The organism is Persicimonas caeni, assembly GCF_006517175.1.
Taxonomy (GTDB): domain Bacteria; phylum Myxococcota_A; class Bradymonadia; order Bradymonadales; family Bradymonadaceae; genus Persicimonas; species Persicimonas caeni.
Genome location: NZ_CP041186.1, coordinates 5,072,330 through 5,087,388 on the forward strand (window position 1 = coordinate 5,072,330; position 15,059 = coordinate 5,087,388).

A 15,059-nucleotide genomic window follows, 5' to 3' on the forward strand; every position below is an offset into this window, starting at 1 on the left:
ACTAGATAGCACGTTCGTGCTCGTCAAGGTGCGCGCAATTTTTGCCGAGCGCACCGTTTTCTACCGAGTGATGCGTTTTTTCAACGCATCCGCTAGGCTGAGAATTCCTCGAGGTGTTTCGACTCTCACCCTTTACGAGCCAACGATGAAGCTGAAAGCCTGGGCCCTGAGTGACGTGGGCAATGTTCGCACCAACAACGAAGACAATTTCTTCGCCGACGCCGATCGTGGGGTGTTCGTCGTCGCGGACGGGGTGGGAGGACGAGACAAGGGGGAGGTGGCCAGCAGCATGGTCGCCGCGGCGGTCGAGGAAGCGGCGCCCAATCTGCGTCAAGTCGCTCGTGAGGCCGATCCGGTCAAGAGTCCCGACCACCGCGAGCGCATGCTCGACCTGATTCGACGGCATATCCAGCAGGTCAACACCGACATCTTCAACGAGGACACCAGCCGCGACAACGAGCACGGCATGGCGACGACGACCGACCTGTTGGTCGTCGCCGGCAGCTCGGCCTACGTCGGGCACGTGGGCGACAGCCGCGTTTACCTGATCCGCAACGGACAGATCTACCGCATCACCGAGGACCACACCTACGCCGAGATGCTGCGGCGAAATCAGCGCGCCGAGATGCGCCGGCTGGCCGAGGCGAACAAGAAGTTCGAGCATATGCTCACCCGCAGCATGGGCGCCAAGCCGCATGTCGAGCCCGATACCCTCTTTATCGACGTGCGTCCGGGCGACCAGTTCGTGCTGTGCACCGACGGGCTGACCGATTACCTGAGCGGCAGCGAGATCTTGGAGCGCTCCACCAACATGAAGGGGCAGCGCCTGGTCGACGAGCTCGTGGCCGAAGCCAAGCAGCGCGGGGGACGCGACAATATCACCGTGGTCGTCGTCGACGTGCTCGACGAGCCCGACACCGCCCGTTCGCTGCCGCCGCAGGCCGTGGACACCATCCGCCAGATCAATTTTCTGGAGCAAATCGAGCTCTTCGACGGGCTGGCAGCCGTCGAGCTGATCAAGGTGTTGCGCACCGTCTACGAGCGCTCCTACAGCCCGGGCGACATTATTTTGCGCCAGGGCGAGCAGAGTGGGGCGCTGTACCTGATCGTCGAGGGCGAGATCGCGCTGACCGTCGACGGCACCGAGGTCGCTCGTCTCCACGCCGGGCAGCATTTCGGGGAGTTGGCGCTCTTTGCCGACGATCACACGCGCTCGGCGACGGCTACGTGTGCCTCCGAGGCGCTTCTGCTGGTGATTCCCGCCGACAAGTTCGAGAAACTGACCGGTGAAGATCTCGAGATCGGCAACAAGCTGCTGCGCAACCTGGTGCGCCACGCCGGCCAGCATATCCGTATGATGAACGCTCGCCTGGCGGCGGGGGCGCATATGGATACGATGGAGATGATGAAGAGGGATTTGGGGAAGGATTAACCCCTTAGGGCCTGTATGAAAATTAATTTGGTCGCGAATGACGGCTGAGTTTTGGTCCATTTTTGCCCGAAAAGCCTCGACTTAGCGCTGCTAAGCCTACGTTTTCCGAACAAAAATGGCCTCAAAATCAGCTCGCCCTCGCTCGGGCATTTATTTTCATACAGGCCCCAAATACTCCAACAACTCGCGCACATCGAGCACGTCGGACTGCGCCAGGGCGAGGACCGTGGCGTAGATCAACTCCGACGGGGCGGCGTTCGCGAGTAATTCTTTGTGGCGCTCGTCGAGGTCGGCCAGCTCGGCCATGCGCGTCGCGAAGAGCTCGCTGGGATCCTGCACGTCGTTCATCTTCTTGGCTTTCTCGAAGACGACGGCGTGGTTTTTCTGCGTGGAGCGGACGTCGCTGAAGCCATCTTCGGACTCTTTGCGTTCCGCGGCGGGCTCGTCGTCGGCCTCCGAGGCTTCGGACTCGGCTAGCAGCGAGGCGGGGCCGAATCCAAAGGCGGTGTGGCTGCCGGTATCCTCGAACTCGTCCTCATCGTCTTCGTCTTCGAGTTCGATCTCTTCTTCGAGTTCGACCACGTCGTCGAGCTCGACCACTTCTTCGAGCTCGAGCGGCTCGGACACCTCGGACAACTCGTCGCTGCCCATGCCGAAGGGGCTCGCCGAAACGCTGGTCCTGTCGACCGGCTCTTCGTCGGCGTCGCTTGGCTCGTCGGCGACCTCGTTCGGCGCGCTCTTCTTGTCCAGTTTCTGCTTGTCCAGTTTCTGCTTGTCGAGCTTCGGCTTGTCGAGCTTCTTTTTGGGCGTGATGATCGCCGCCGCTTTCGAAGGCTCGTCACCGATGCCCACGCCGGCCATGGTGCGGTCGGACTCGTCCTCCGGCTCGGGCTTCGACTCGGACTCTTGGCTCTCTTGCTTCTCGGCCTTCTGGCTCTCCTGCTCCTTGGCCTTCTGGCTCTTCTTCTCTTTGGGCTTTTTGCTCTCTTTCTTCTCGTCGGTCGCCTCGGACTGAGCGGCGGCCTTCTCGGGAGAGTAGACGAAGAGTTGGCCGATTTTGGCGTAGTCGGTGGCCGTGTCCTGGCCGTCGAGCGCGCCGTCGACCTCCCAGTCGGCGAGGTCGGGCTGGATGCCGCCGGTGATCTGGCTCTTGCTCAGCGGCTCGTCGAGTGATTTGAGGCTGTCCTCGCCGTCGGCCTCGTCGTCGTCCTGAGGGTCGACCGCGTCGAGCACGCTCGAGATCGCCCGATCCTTCATGTCGCGTGAGATGACCGCGCTGTCTTCGGTCATGTCGACGTCTTCGGCCTGATCGAAGAAGGTCGCCCAGCTGTCGTCTTCGAGCCCGTCGTCGGCCACGTCGTCGAGCAACTCGTCTTCGAAGTCCGTGGCGTCGAACTCACCGGAGGCGGCCTGCTCGAGGAAGTCGAGCTCGGCCGAGTCTTCTTCTTCGGGGGCTGCGCCGTACACACGCTCGAGTGCCCGGGCCAGGTCGCCGGGGCCGGCGAGCACCGGGCGCACGTCGACGCCGGTGTGGCTGGCGACCTCGTCCATGGCGAGCACGTCGAGGGGATCGTACATCGCCAGCACGAGGCGATCGCTGTCGCTGCCGCTTTCGACCTTGAGGGGGAGCACCTTGTTGCGCAGCGCCAGAGAGCGCGGCACCCGGTCGGTGACCTCTTCGTCGGGGGTGCGATCACCGAGCCAGACCGGACGCACGTTCAAGAATTTGCCGATCCCCTTGACCAACGCACGCTCGTCGATGAGCTCGTGCTCGACGAGGGTCTCGTACAGCGCCTTGCCGCGCTTTTGAGCGAGGGCGACGCCCTTGCGAAGGTCCTTCTTGGAGATCGCGTCGCTTTTGGCGAGCAGATCTATCAGTTGCGAATCATCGATCATCGACATCACTGACTCATCGTCATCACTGTACTTCGATGACGTTGCTGCCCGGGGGTGGGGGGAGTTGGAACAGTGCGTCCTGCAAGTTCTGGTCGACCTGAGTTTCACCAACATCCAGCGAGAAGTCAAGATCTCGGGCCGGCCAGACGAATCGCCGGTAAGCGGGCAGCGCGATGTTGCCGAAACGTTTCCAATCCTCAGTGGTATACTTGTAGGTCAGCTTGCCTTTGGCGTTCTTTTCGGTCACCGACGTCACCGCGTAGTCTTTCGGGCGTACCTGCATCGACAGCGATCCGCCGCCGGGGAGCGCGCGCGAGTATACATAGCGTCCGGTCTCGCGGTTCCACTCGAGGGTGGGCTCACCGGTGCCCCGCTCGAAGCGATCCCAGGGGGCGCCACCGAAGAGCACGCGTACGACGTCTTGGGCCGACAGGTCCACCGGCAGAAGCCGGCTGATATTCGCCGGGGTCGGCTCCCCGGTGAAGTACTCGTTGGTCTCGCGCTTGTGCATGGCGAACTGCTCGCCGTCGGTGACCAGCAGGCTCATGATCTCGTCGGTGCCGGGCACGCGCGTCTGCACCCGGAGCATGTCGGGGCGCTTGGCCAGGATGAGCTGGCGCACTTTGACGCGCTCGCCGTCTCCGAAATAATCGAGCACGACCTCCTTGAAGCGCGCGTCTTCGATCTGGGTGAGGCGGGTGTCGATCGCTTCGCGCAGCGCCTGGGGCTCTTCGAGGGCGTTGTCGGGGGGCGGGATGTCTTTGGTGCAGCTTGCTGGGCCAAGGGGGAGGACGAACAGGAGGGCGAGTAATGTAATCAGATTGAGAGGTTTCATTCTTGGTTTCTGTGGAAAGTTTGGGTTCTTGGCGCCCCCCATCCGCCTCGTGCTAAACTGCGCACTCGGCACCTTCCCCACCGGGGAAGGGATGCCCCTGCGGAAAGCTACGCGGTCGATTCGCGCAAGGAAATCCCTTCCCCCTGGGGGAAGGTGGCTCGCGCGTCGTACAGCGCGAGTCGGATGGGGGCGCCAGAAAGCTACGCCTTGCTTCACGGACACGAAGCCTTGCTTCTCGAACACTGAGCCTTGCTTCTCGAGCAAAAGGAACACCGCGAACCTATGCAACCTCACCCCATCACGCAACTCATCGCCGGTCTTTGCCTGGCGATGACGCTCTGCGCCGCATCCGAGGCCGTCGCCCAAGACGACGGCTCGCGGCTCGAGGGCTCGGTGCGTGTGGGGATGGAGTACGACGACAACCCGTTGAGGCTGCAGACGAACGACCCGCGCCTGGAGTCGGACGACCCGAGGCTCGCTTTTCTTCACGACGACCCCGACATGCTCGCGCGCTACTTCACCACGCTCGACTCGACGCATCGGGTCGGCGGGCGCGGCCAGGCGAGCCTGCGGGTGCGCCACGGGGGCAAGTTCTATCGGCGCACCACCGAGGCCGACGCGATGCTCACCCAGGTGCTCGTAGCGTATCGGTATCGGCTGGCCGAGCGCCTCTCGCTGGTGTTCGACGCCGACGTCAAAGACCGCACCGAGCGGCTCAGCCGCCTCGACTACAACCGCGGCGGGGTGCGCCTGGGGCTCGGTTGGGCGCCCGAGAAGTGGCGGCTGAGCGCGCGCGCCGGCTGGCGCTACTTCGCCTACAAGCCGGTGGCCGCGCTGAGCAGCCAGGGCCCGCAATTCGACGCGCTGGTGCGCCGCTACTTCACCGACACCCTCGCCGGCCAAGCCTCCTACAGCCTGACCGAGCGCCAATTCGACGACGGGCGCCAGGACACGTTCCACGTGGGACGGCTGGGCCTCGTCTACCGAAGCGATATCTTCGTGGACGCCTCGTACGTCTTGTCGATCAACCGCTCCCCGCTCGACTCGCAGGATTTGACTCGCCACGGTATGGAGGTGACGCTGACCGCCCCGCTGTTCGAGAAGTTCTACGGCTCCTCGAAGCTGCAGTTGCAGCGCACCGCGGTCGCCGAGGAGTCCGGCCCCGACGCGCTCTTCTTCGTCGACGAGGAGAATCGCAACGTCGTCGTCATGTCGCTGGCGCGCCCCATCGGCGAGCAGTGGGAGGTCGAGGGGCGCTGGAGCATGTATATCGAGGAATTCGACGACGCCCAGCCTACAGGCGGCGTGCAGCTGGACTATTCGCGCCAGACGTTTTTATTGGCGGTGGGGTGGGGGTTTGAGTGAGGAGGGGGAGTGCGGCGTAGCTTCTCGGCGCCCCCCATCCGCCTCGTGCTCAACTACGCACTCGGCACCTTCCCCCAGGGGAAGGGTTGCCTTAGCTGACCTGAACCACGTAGCTTTTCGTAACAGCATCCCTTCCCCTGGGGGAAGGTGGCTCGCGCGCCGTACAGCGCGAGTCGGATGGGGGGCGCCAGAAGGCTACCTCTTACAATACCCAACCCGAACAACACATGAAACACCTAACAAAACTCATCCTCCTGCTCCTCATCCTCCCCGCCTGCGCCACCTCCAGTGGCTCCGGCAGCGGCGACTCCGGCCTCATGGGCCTGGGAGACGAGCCCGCCAAGGCGGTCTGGGAGGACTGGACGGCGAAGCCCGCCGCGGGCATCGCGCCCGAGGCGTTCGTCGACCAAATGGTCGCCTTCGACTATTGGCAGGTCGACGACGAGAACTTCATCGAGGAGAGCTGGGCAGGCGTCTCCGGCGTGCTCGACTTCGTGCGCCGCGAGGGCTTGCCCGAGGCGCAGGAGAATACCGCCACGCTGCTGCTCCAGGCGCTCGACAGCCGCCAGGGCGACCAGCAGACGAGCATGGACGTGACCTACGTCGTCTCGCTCGACCAACAGAACCCCTCCGAGGGTCTCGTGGTGCGCCTCTACTCGCCGATCGCGGACAAGAAGGCCACCCCCGGCGTCGCCATCTACATGGGCCGCGACAGCGGCTCGCCGGCCGAGGGCTACGATCGCGCGGTGATCTGGGCGGCGCCCGATTTCGAGGAGGCCGAGGGCTTTACGGTCGCCCTCGATCGCACCGACGCGGGCTGGGTCGCCGCCAAGGACAACGGCGTGGTCTACCCGGTCGGCGAGTCGAAGTCCGACTCGCTCACCGGCGCGGCGGGGCTCGCTCGCGAGATCCTGACCAAGCGTTTCTGGGAGCCGTTGACCGGCGTGGGCTTCGTCGAGGCGAAGCAGAGCGCGACCGAGGAGAGCGAGCTGCCCGCCGACATCGAGCGTGCGCTCGGTTTGGAGGTGCGTGAGCGCCAGATCGAGGAGGTCTACAAGGACACCGTCTTCCCGCCGCGCGCCGAGATCCCGCCGCTGGGGCTCAAAGAGGATTTCTGAGCCCTACTGGTCGACGACCTGGGCGTTGAAGCAGAAGTGGCGGCGGCCCACGTCGTCGGCGCGAATCTCGAAGCTCACCTCGTGAGAGCCGTCCTTGCGCTCGAGGGGGATCTCGAAGGTCGAGATCTCCTTGGCGCGCGTGCTCTTCACCGTCTTGGCGGCGACGCCGTCGATTCCCACCGTCATCTCGACCGGCGCGCGAGCGCTCGTCGTGCCCGATTTGGCCACGCCGTAGTAGCCCACCAGCGCGTCGCCCGACGGGACGTCCGGGTAGTGCACCACCAGGGTCGTGTTCTCGACCGGGTGCGCCCAGATGCAGCGTCGAATCGTGCCCGCCTCGAAGTCGACGGCGCGCAGCGAGACGCGGTTCCACTCGTTATTCGTGCAGAAGAAGTGGTCGAGGAACTGGGCGCAGGGGTCGAAGTCGCCCTTGCGGTCGAGGCCGACCGACGCGTCGACGAGGCGGTCGCCGAAGTCGTAGTGGACGTCGTCGATCGAGTCGGCGAGGGCTTCGTCGTCGGTCTGCATGGGCGGGTTCCACCAGGCGAGGGCGAGCCCCGCGATGATCGCCAGCGAGACGGCCGCGCCGAAGCCCACGTCGAGGGCGCGCCCGTGGCGATCGGTCAGCGCGCCGAGCTTCTCGTCGAGTCGCTCGAGCCACGCGTTTGCCCGCCGGCCCAAGCGCGTGTGGGTGTCGGCCACGCACAGCACGATGCTGGCGAAGAGCGCGACCAAAAAGAGCAGCAGGCTCACCCATTCAAGCCAGCTACGCTCGAACTCGAAGCGATAGGTCCCCGGCTCGAGGGGCACCGTCATAAATGCGGTCTTTTCTTCAAACCCGTCGAGGGCCATCGGCTCGATGTCGACCGGCTCGCCGTCACGCGTGACGCTCCAGCGGGGGAAATACGACACGTTCAGGCGCAGCGTACCCTTCGAGCCCTCGGCGGCCTTCAAGACGATCTCTTCGTTGGCGAAGCGCTCGACGCTCACCTCGCCCTCGCCGTCGATGATCTCGAAGGGCTGCTCCTTCCACCTCTTATATTCGTACAGTCGCAGCTCTCCGAAGCTCTCCACGAGCTCGTACTGGCTCTTGGGCATGCTGCGCGAGGTGATCACGTAGCGAATATTGAGCGCGTCGAGCAGCTCGGGGGCGGTCGCCTCCATCTTGTAGGCGTAGTTGGACACCGGCGTGAACCCCGTCTTGTAGAGCGGGAAGGCCAGCCGAGTGCCCAGGTCGGTGTAGCTGTGGTCGTGGTAGTGGACGCGCAGCATGATCCGGAAGAACGGCTCGGCGTCGGGGTATTCGCGCTCGAACCAGGCGACCAGCTCGTCGCGGGCCTGCTGGTGGGGGCGCTGCGAGGCCTCGGTGAGGCTTCGGCTGAGCTGCGTCTTTCCGAATTGATGGAAGTACGGGATCGCAAACGGGACGATGAGCAAGACCGGAAGGGCGGTCGCGGCGAAGACGCGCACGAGCCCGGTGTCGGCCAGCTTGTCGGTCTCGTCGGTCTCGTCGGTCGCCCCAAACGACATGCGCCGAGCCGCGATCACCGCGGCCACGGCCGCGTAGGCCGCCGCCACGAACCAATACGGCTTGAGCATCAGCGAGAAGCGCTGGAACTGGATATGCTCGAACGCCTTGGCGAGCTCGAGCAGGTGGAACTCGCTCAGCACGGTCACCGAGCCGCCCAGCAGGAAGACGAAGACGAGCAGCGCGGTCAAAAAGTGGTGGAACTTGCGCACGAAGAGCAGGCCGACCGAGCCCACCAGCCCCAGCCCGATGACCAAGGGCATGGTGCCGGGGAAGACGTCGAGCTCGAAGAGGTCCTTGCCCATCGTGAACGTGGTCGTCCACACCTCGCCGTAGGACGCGGCGAATTTGCGCACCGACATGAACGGAAAGACCCACAGCCCGCCGATCAGGATGCCGAGCACGTAGCCGGCGATCAGGCGCAGGCTCGCCTGCGGCCACGGGCGCCGGTTATCGGTCATGCGGTAGGCCAGCAAGATGAGCGGGCCGGCGATGGCGAAGTGCAGAATCTGGACCGGGTGGGTGAGCAGCGAGGCGCCCAGGAAGAGCGCGAAGATGCCCGTGTCGCGCCAGCGCGATTCGCGCAAAAGGCTGGGCACCCGGGCCATGGCCAACAGGGCGAAGGCCGTCGACAACGCCTGCGGCCACACGCCCCACTCGGCGGTGTAGACCCAGCCGCCGAAGCGGTAGCTGGCGGTGTCGGCCATGAAGAGCACGCCGCCCAGCACGCCCACCCAGCGGCCGAAGCCGACCCGGGCGAACGCGTAGACCGAGTAGCCCATCAAGACCCACAACAGGAAGAACGCCACCCCGTAGGCCTGCCCCAGTTCGAGCAGCCCGAGGCTCGCCCACTGCACGGCGTTCACCCACAGGTCGGCGCCGATGGGGTACAGATACTGCGCCGGATAGCCGGCGAACCACTTGTGGCTCCAGCCCCAGAGGCGGCCGTCGGCCAAGAAGTCTTGTTGGAGTTGCCAGGCTTTGAAGAAGTGAACCGGGTGGTCGTGATCGACCGGGCGGTCGCCCAGGGCGGCTTCGGGCAAGATGGCCGCGGCGACCGCGACGATCACGCCCAAGCTCAAAAACCCGTAGACCCACTCGAGGGCCGAATACTCGATGCCCCACAGCTTGCGCGGCTCGGCGAGCCAGTCGCGAAGCCGCGTGAGCGGCTCGCGGGCGGTGCGCACGGCCACGGCGGCGGCGCCGGCGAGGAGCGCGGCGCCCAGCCATGGGAAGGGGCGCTCGGCAAAGAGAGCGAGCACGCCGACCACGGCGAGCAGCCCCGAGACGACATATGGCACGGCATCACGTTTCACGAGGGTCGGTCCCCGGGCTGGAAGCTCACAATTTGGTCACGTCGACCAGGACGACGGTCCACGGAAGCGGCGAGCGCACCTCGATGACGCGGCCGTACTGGGCGGCGAAGTCGACGAAGCCGGTGCGCGACCAGTGGTTGAGGTGGCCGGGCGTGTTGCCCAGGTCGCGCAGGTAGGCGCCGCGGGCCATGTTGAGCACGCGCCACAGCGGCTCGCGGGGCACGCTGAGCACCAGCTTGCGCCGGGCGACGCGGGCCATCTCGGCCAAAGAGGCGTGCGGATCTTGGACGTGCTCGAGCACCTCGAGGGAGGTGATCGTGTCGAAAGCGTCGTCGTCGAAGGGCAGCGACTCGGCCACGCCGGTGCAGAAGCTGAGGCGATCGCCCTCCAGCCCCTTCCAGTGCGCCTCGAGTTCGTCGTCCTCCAGGTCGATGCCGGTCACCTCGACCGACGGGTAGCGCTCGACGATCGCGCGGGCCATGATGCCCTCGCCGCAACCGACGTCGAGCAGCTTTTCGGGCCCGGCGTAGTCGAGCAACTCCCACACCGAGGACTTGAACTCGCGCATCATCCAGCGCACGACCGGGTTCGACGAGCCGTACTTGTCGTAGGTGTTGCCGGTGGGCACCGTGTCGGCGTTGGCTGAGTGCGCGCCCGTCGATTGGGCTGTTTGATCTTGGCTCATAGCGTGTCGTTAGGCGTCTAGACCGCGGCCGGCTCGTTGGCCGGCTCGGTCTGCTTGGAGTGTTCGCGCTCCTTGTCGGTGTCGCCAAATTCGAGGCGACGTACCCGCCAGAGCGTCTCTTCGACGAGTTTGCGATTGTTGGCGATCAGGTCGGCCAGAAGCCCGGTCAGCCCGGTCTGGAAGCCGAGCGACATCAACAGGACGGCCAGCAAGAGCGATTGGACGTGCCCGTCGCCGTCGCCGATGGCATAGAAGTACAAAAAGCGCGCGCCCAGCACGAACCCCGCAAAGAAGAGCAGCGCGCCGATGCCCATAAAGACCTTCAGCGGCTGGTAGGTCGTGTAGATGCGCACGATCGTGCTCATCGAGCGGGTCACGTACGAGCGGATCGACCCGAAGAGCCGGCTCTCGCGCAGCTTCTCGTTGGTGCGGATGGGCACGTGCGACACCGCGATATTCTTGCGGCCCGCCTGGATGATCGTCTCGAGGGTGTAGGTGAAGTCGCTGACCACGTTCAGGCGCATGGCGCCTTCGCGCGAGAACGCCCGAAAGCCGCTGGTCGTATCCGGCACGTCGGTGCTCGACGCTTGCCGGACCACCCACGAGCCCAGGTGCTGCAGGCGCTTTTTGGTCCACGAGAAGTGCTCGATCGTGTCGGTCTGGCGGTCGCCGATGACCATGTCGGCCTCCCCGCGCACGATCGGGGCGACGAGCTTGGGGATGTCGGCGCCGTTGTACTGGTTGTCGCCGTCGGTGTTGACAATGGCGTCGGCACCAACACGCAAACAGGCGTTCAGCCCGGTGCGAAACGCCGCCGCCAGGCCCTTGTTGCCCGTGTGTCGCACGATATGGTGCACCCCGTGCTCGCGGGCGACCTCGACGGTGCGGTCGGTCGAGCCGTCATCGATGATCAGCCACTCGACGGTGTCGAAGCCCTCGACTTCGCGAGGAAGATCGCCCAGCGTCGTCGGCAGCGTCTTCTCCTCGTTAAAACACGGTATTTGGATGATCAGCTTCATAGAGGTGAATCTCACCCTGGAGTTTTCTTGGTTCTTGGTTCTTGGTTCTTGGTTCTTGGTAACAGCGTCGAGAGAGCGACCAAGAACCAAGAACTAACCACCAAGAACCGGTTCATAATCGTCGGACTATTCAGTAGCCGGAAGACGATTCTCGAAGTACGGAAGCTCCGTGTGTGTACTTAGCAGGCTCATACCGCGAAAACAATTACTCCGATGCGTCGTCTGCCCCCATATCATCGGCGATCGGCTCGGGGAGTCGGTGCATATAGCGCAGCATGAAGGGGATGCCCACCACGGCGGGCACGCCGAGCACGGTCAGGCCGTAGGCGAGCGTCGAGGCGAGCAGGGCGGCGTCGTCGACCGGGCCGCTGCCGACCAGGTCGAGCATGGCGATGAACGCGGTGTCGCGGGTGCCCATCCCGCCGATGGTCAGCGGCAGAAGCCCCACGAACACCGCGATGGGCCACAGGGCGATGATGTCGACCAACGCGACCTCGGCGCCGAAGACGCGCGTGAGCGTAAACAGAATCAGCAGGCCCACCGACCAGGCGAGCAGCGAGATCAGCGACAGCCCCACGTAGCGCCAAGGCCGCTGCCGCATGGCTCCAAACGCCATGAAGAGCTGCAAAAATTTCTTCTCGAAGCGGTTAAGTACCGGAAGGCTCAGGAAAAACGAGCGCTTCCAGGAAAGCAATCCGAGAAAGGCGAACCCCCCGGCGAGCACCGCGGCGATGCCCAGAGACCAGCCGTATAGGCCGGTCAGGATGCCCCCGGTGATGCCGAGCAGGCAGAGCGACTGCACGTCGACGAATTTGTGGACGAGCACGCTCCCCGAGCCCTGCACGAGCGGGACGATGTCGCGAATGCCCACGGCGCGCAAAAAGTCGCTCACCCTCGACGGGGTCGCGATCGCCAGGGGGCAACTGGCCATGATGACCGACATCGTGCGCCCGAAGGGGAGCTCGAAGCCCATCGTCTGCACGATATAGCGCCAGCGGATGCCCGAAAGCAGGATGAAGACGACCAGCAGCCCCGCCGTGACCGGCAGGAGCGTCCAGTTGCCCGCCATGATCGCGTCGAGGAGCTGCTCGCCGCCGGCGAGCTTGCGGATCAGGATGTAGATGATCGCCGCGGTCGCCGTCAGAAGGAAGGCCATCTTGATGGCGTCCTTCGAGCGCGAGCGCCCGGGGGGCATGGCGTCGTCGAGGTCGCTCACTCGTCGCCTCCTGCGGCGTCAGCCGACGCGTCCGCGGGCTGGGGCGTGCTGCACATCAGCCCGACCGCGTCGATGAGGTGGCCCGAGCGGGTGACCACGCCGGTGGCGACCGTGCCCGCGGGGCACATCAACTCGAAGTCCTCGCCGCCGCTTCCCACCTCGCGGGTGCGGGTGGTCGCGCCGTGTTCGTCCGCGTCGAAATCCACTTGGGCGCAGACGGCCGACATGCGCTCGATGAGCGAGCCTTTGCCGCCGGCGATGCCGACGACGGCCTTGCCGTGGGGGCACTCGAGCGGCGTCGATTTGCCGAAGCTGAGCTTGCCGAAGCCCGGGGCCTTCCCGTGGCGTCCGCTCAGCTTATAGGCGTCGCCCTTCTTCTCGACTCCTACGCATCGCGGGCGCAGCCAGCCGAGGGCGCGGCTCTTCTTGTCGTCGGAGACGTCGAAGCCCGCGAGCGCCTCGGCCGGCCCGCAGCGCCACTGGTGCTCGGTGCCGCCGCGGCCGCCGATCGTCTCGACGTGGGGCGGCTCGGCGCCGCACAGTTCTTGTTCGGCCACGAACGGATCGGGCGGCACGCGCAGGGTGTGGAAGCGAAAGGCCGCGCTCATGTTGCCGAAGAAGCGCCCGAAGGTCAGCGGGGCCTGCACCGCCTCGAGGAGCTCGGCGAGGCGGCCGCATTGGAGCACGCGGCGCGCGGTCTGGATGCGCGGATCTTCGCCGGGGACGGGCTCGGCGAAGCGCGCGACCATCCAGGCGTCGCTCAGAGACTTCTCGTGGCCCGGGCGGCCGCGCTTTTCGATCTTGAGGTGCGAGCTCAACGGGTCGGACAGCCCGACGTGGTCGACGACGTGGACGTGCGGGCCGACGACGGTGCCCCGGATGCCCATGGCGGTGCGCTGGGCGGCCACGCCGATCTTGCGTTTGGCGACCTTGTCGCGCAGCGGATAGGTGCGCTTGCTCGGGAAGAGTTTGCCGAATTTGGTCCCCTGATACGGCCGCGCGTAGACGACCGGCTCGCAGGTGTCGCCCTCGCCGAAGGCCGCCGGACACTGCTTCTTGGCCATCTTGCGCAGCATGACCGCGTCGCGGTGGAAGCTCGTCTTCGCGAAGTCGTCGGCGGTGATCGGGTTGTCGATGCCCGACAGGCGCGTCCACCAGCCGCGCTCGTCGCCGATGCCGTGGACGTTCTCGCGGGCTACGCGAATGGAGGTCGCGCAATAGACCGCCCACCCGACGATGAGCGCGAAGACGAGCGCCCGTGCGCCCACATACGCCGGGGGCGTGTCCTGGGGGCGAAGGCGCACGACCATCACGGTGAGCAGCGTGCCGAAGACCGGCGGCAAGAAGAGGCGGCCGTGCATGAAGCCGCCGCCGACTTTGACGACGTAGACGGTGTAGGCGATGCCGCACAGGGTGGGCAGCAGGACCAAGCTGAGCCTGCGCCAGCGCTTCTCGCTCGCCTCGCGCACGACCGCCGAGATCCACAGCACCGCGGCGAGCGCCATCGGAAAGAGGAGCTCGTAGAGGCCGAAGAAGTGGTCGAAATAGTGGCCGCCCTGCGTCCAGCGCGACTCGAACGCCTCTTTGGCGTAGGCCGTGTTGGGCACGAGCGCGGCGTAATAGCCCATGCGAAAGAGCTGGTAGCCCACCGGCAACGCGCCCATGGCGACGCCGAGGAGGACGAGTTTTTTGAAGCTGAAGCCGCCGCGCTCCCTGTGGAAAAACGCGAGGAGCAGGCAGGCCAAAAACGTAAAGCTGTAGAGGGCGAGCTCGGGGCGAACGAGCGGGCCGAGGCCCAGGACGAAGCCGGTGGCGTAGAAGTGCGAGTCGGGGCGTTCCTGGGCCGATTGTGTCTGGGCCGAGGAATCGTCGAGGCCGACGCGCGTGATCAACGTGAAACAAAGGGCCATCCAGAAGAGGGCGAGCCCCGTCTCGAGCCCCGAGCTGGCGTAGTCCCAGGCCGCCGGGATCGCCGCGTAGATGACCAGGCCCACTGGGAGCACCCCGGCAAAGCGGGGCGTCTCGTCGCCCGGCTCGCGGTGCAGCGCGCTCGCCGTCCAGGCGGCCAGCGCGAGCGCGGCGATCGACAGGCCGATGCCCCCATAGACCGCCGCGTACTCCACAGGCACGCCCAGCGCGCTGGGGATGGAGGTCAGCGCCACCCACAGGGTGCTCGTGTGCGCCTCGATGCGCTCGCCGACGTTAAAGACCGGGCCGAAGCCGTCCAAAATATTGTGGACGATGCGCACATTGATGAACCCGTCGTCGCTCATCCAGCGGCGCTGCCAGGCGCCCACGGCAAACGCGACGATGGGCACCAGGGTGAGCAGGAGCCACGGCAGGCTACGCCACCTGGGCGCGTCGCGCCGGCGGGTCGGGCGTTGTTTGGGTGATGTATCGGGTTGGGACGACACTGAATGGCCCCCAGAAGGCACGTGACTTCAATGGGTCGAAAAGCAGCTGCGCGCGGCAGCGGCGCGAGTCTAGACCACATCGACTTACAACGCCAGAGATTGCTCGCAAGCCGACGGAAACGTTGGTGAAGGTCCCCGCGGACCGCGTTGGCGCCCCCGATTTGGATATTGACCTGACGGCCGAGCCCGTTCGAGCACACGAGCGGCAGGGTGACTTCGCCCGCTGCATGCTCGA

General features: G+C 65.5%; 10 protein-coding genes. 3 read left to right on the forward strand and 7 right to left on the reverse strand.

Annotated features, from left to right (window positions below):
- Positions 1–145: 145 nt before the first annotated feature.
- On the forward strand, positions 146–1,432 hold the full coding sequence (locus FIV42_RS18745; protein WP_168210752.1) for a cyclic nucleotide-binding domain-containing protein: 1,287 nt from the start codon (positions 146–148) through the stop codon (positions 1,430–1,432).
- Between the two features lie 156 nt (positions 1,433–1,588).
- On the opposite strand, the gene FIV42_RS18750 is transcribed toward FIV42_RS18745, so the two are convergent.
- Together FIV42_RS18750 and FIV42_RS30230 are read right to left on the reverse strand one after the other, a co-directional pair.
- Positions 1,589–3,334 carry a GspE/PulE/PilB domain-containing protein gene (locus FIV42_RS18750; protein WP_168210753.1) on the reverse strand — a complete coding sequence of 582 codons (1,746 nt, stop codon included), beginning with the start codon at positions 3,332–3,334 and terminating at the stop codon, positions 1,589–1,591.
- Positions 3,335–3,350: 16 nt separating this feature from the next.
- On the reverse strand, positions 3,351–4,163 hold the full coding sequence (locus tag FIV42_RS30230; protein WP_168210754.1) for a DUF4292 domain-containing protein: 813 nt from the start codon (positions 4,161–4,163) through the stop codon (positions 3,351–3,353).
- A 282-nt stretch (positions 4,164–4,445) separates the two neighbouring features.
- Between FIV42_RS30230 and FIV42_RS18760 the strand changes: the two genes are divergently transcribed.
- Positions 4,446–5,528 carry a hypothetical protein gene (locus tag FIV42_RS18760; protein WP_168210755.1) on the forward strand — a complete coding sequence of 361 codons (1,083 nt, stop codon included), beginning with the start codon at positions 4,446–4,448 and terminating at the stop codon, positions 5,526–5,528.
- A 227-nt stretch (positions 5,529–5,755) separates the two neighbouring features.
- Positions 5,756–6,646: a hypothetical protein gene (locus tag FIV42_RS18765; protein ID WP_141199171.1), complete on the forward strand. Its 891-nt coding sequence runs from the start codon at positions 5,756–5,758 to the stop codon at positions 6,644–6,646.
- A gap of 3 nt (positions 6,647–6,649) precedes the next feature.
- Here the strand turns inward: FIV42_RS18765 and FIV42_RS18770 are convergent, their stop codons facing one another.
- The 5 genes from FIV42_RS18770 to FIV42_RS18790 all read right to left on the reverse strand — a co-directional run bounded on the left by FIV42_RS18770 (position 6,650) and on the right by FIV42_RS18790 (position 14,824).
- Positions 6,650–9,490, reverse strand: coding sequence for a hypothetical protein (locus FIV42_RS18770; protein ID WP_141199172.1), 2,841 nt, complete (start codon positions 9,488–9,490; stop codon positions 6,650–6,652).
- 25 nt (positions 9,491–9,515) lie between these two features.
- A complete protein-coding gene (locus FIV42_RS18775; RefSeq protein ID WP_141199173.1) occupies positions 9,516–10,175 on the reverse strand; it encodes a class I SAM-dependent methyltransferase in 660 nt (219 codons plus the stop codon).
- A gap of 17 nt (positions 10,176–10,192) precedes the next feature.
- Entirely contained in the window at positions 10,193–11,194 is a 1,002-nt protein-coding gene (locus FIV42_RS18780) for a glycosyltransferase family 2 protein (RefSeq protein ID WP_141199174.1), read from the reverse strand.
- A gap of 205 nt (positions 11,195–11,399) precedes the next feature.
- A complete protein-coding gene (locus FIV42_RS18785) occupies positions 11,400–12,410 on the reverse strand; it encodes a lysylphosphatidylglycerol synthase transmembrane domain-containing protein (RefSeq protein WP_141199175.1) in 1,011 nt (336 codons plus the stop codon).
- A complete protein-coding gene (locus FIV42_RS18790; protein ID WP_141199176.1) occupies positions 12,407–14,824 on the reverse strand; it encodes a hypothetical protein in 2,418 nt (805 codons plus the stop codon). The genes FIV42_RS18785 and FIV42_RS18790 overlap by 4 nt, the downstream gene beginning before the upstream one ends.
- Positions 14,825–15,059: the final 235 nt, after the last annotated feature.

Coding starts and splice junctions, on each gene's coding strand:
- FIV42_RS18745 (WP_168210752.1), top strand. CDS start 146: ATGAAGCTGAAAGCCTGGGCCCTGAGTGACGTGGGCAATGTTCGCACC.
- FIV42_RS18750 (WP_168210753.1), bottom strand. CDS start 3,334: ATGTCGATGATCGATGATTCGCAACTGATAGATCTGCTCGCCAAAAGC.
- FIV42_RS30230 (WP_168210754.1), bottom strand. CDS start 4,163: ATGAAACCTCTCAATCTGATTACATTACTCGCCCTCCTGTTCGTCCTC.
- FIV42_RS18760 (WP_168210755.1), top strand. CDS start 4,446: ATGCAACCTCACCCCATCACGCAACTCATCGCCGGTCTTTGCCTGGCG.
- FIV42_RS18765 (WP_141199171.1), top strand. CDS start 5,756: ATGAAACACCTAACAAAACTCATCCTCCTGCTCCTCATCCTCCCCGCC.
- FIV42_RS18775 (WP_141199173.1), bottom strand. CDS start 10,175: ATGAGCCAAGATCAAACAGCCCAATCGACGGGCGCGCACTCAGCCAAC.
- FIV42_RS18780 (WP_141199174.1), bottom strand. CDS start 11,194: ATGAAGCTGATCATCCAAATACCGTGTTTTAACGAGGAGAAGACGCTG.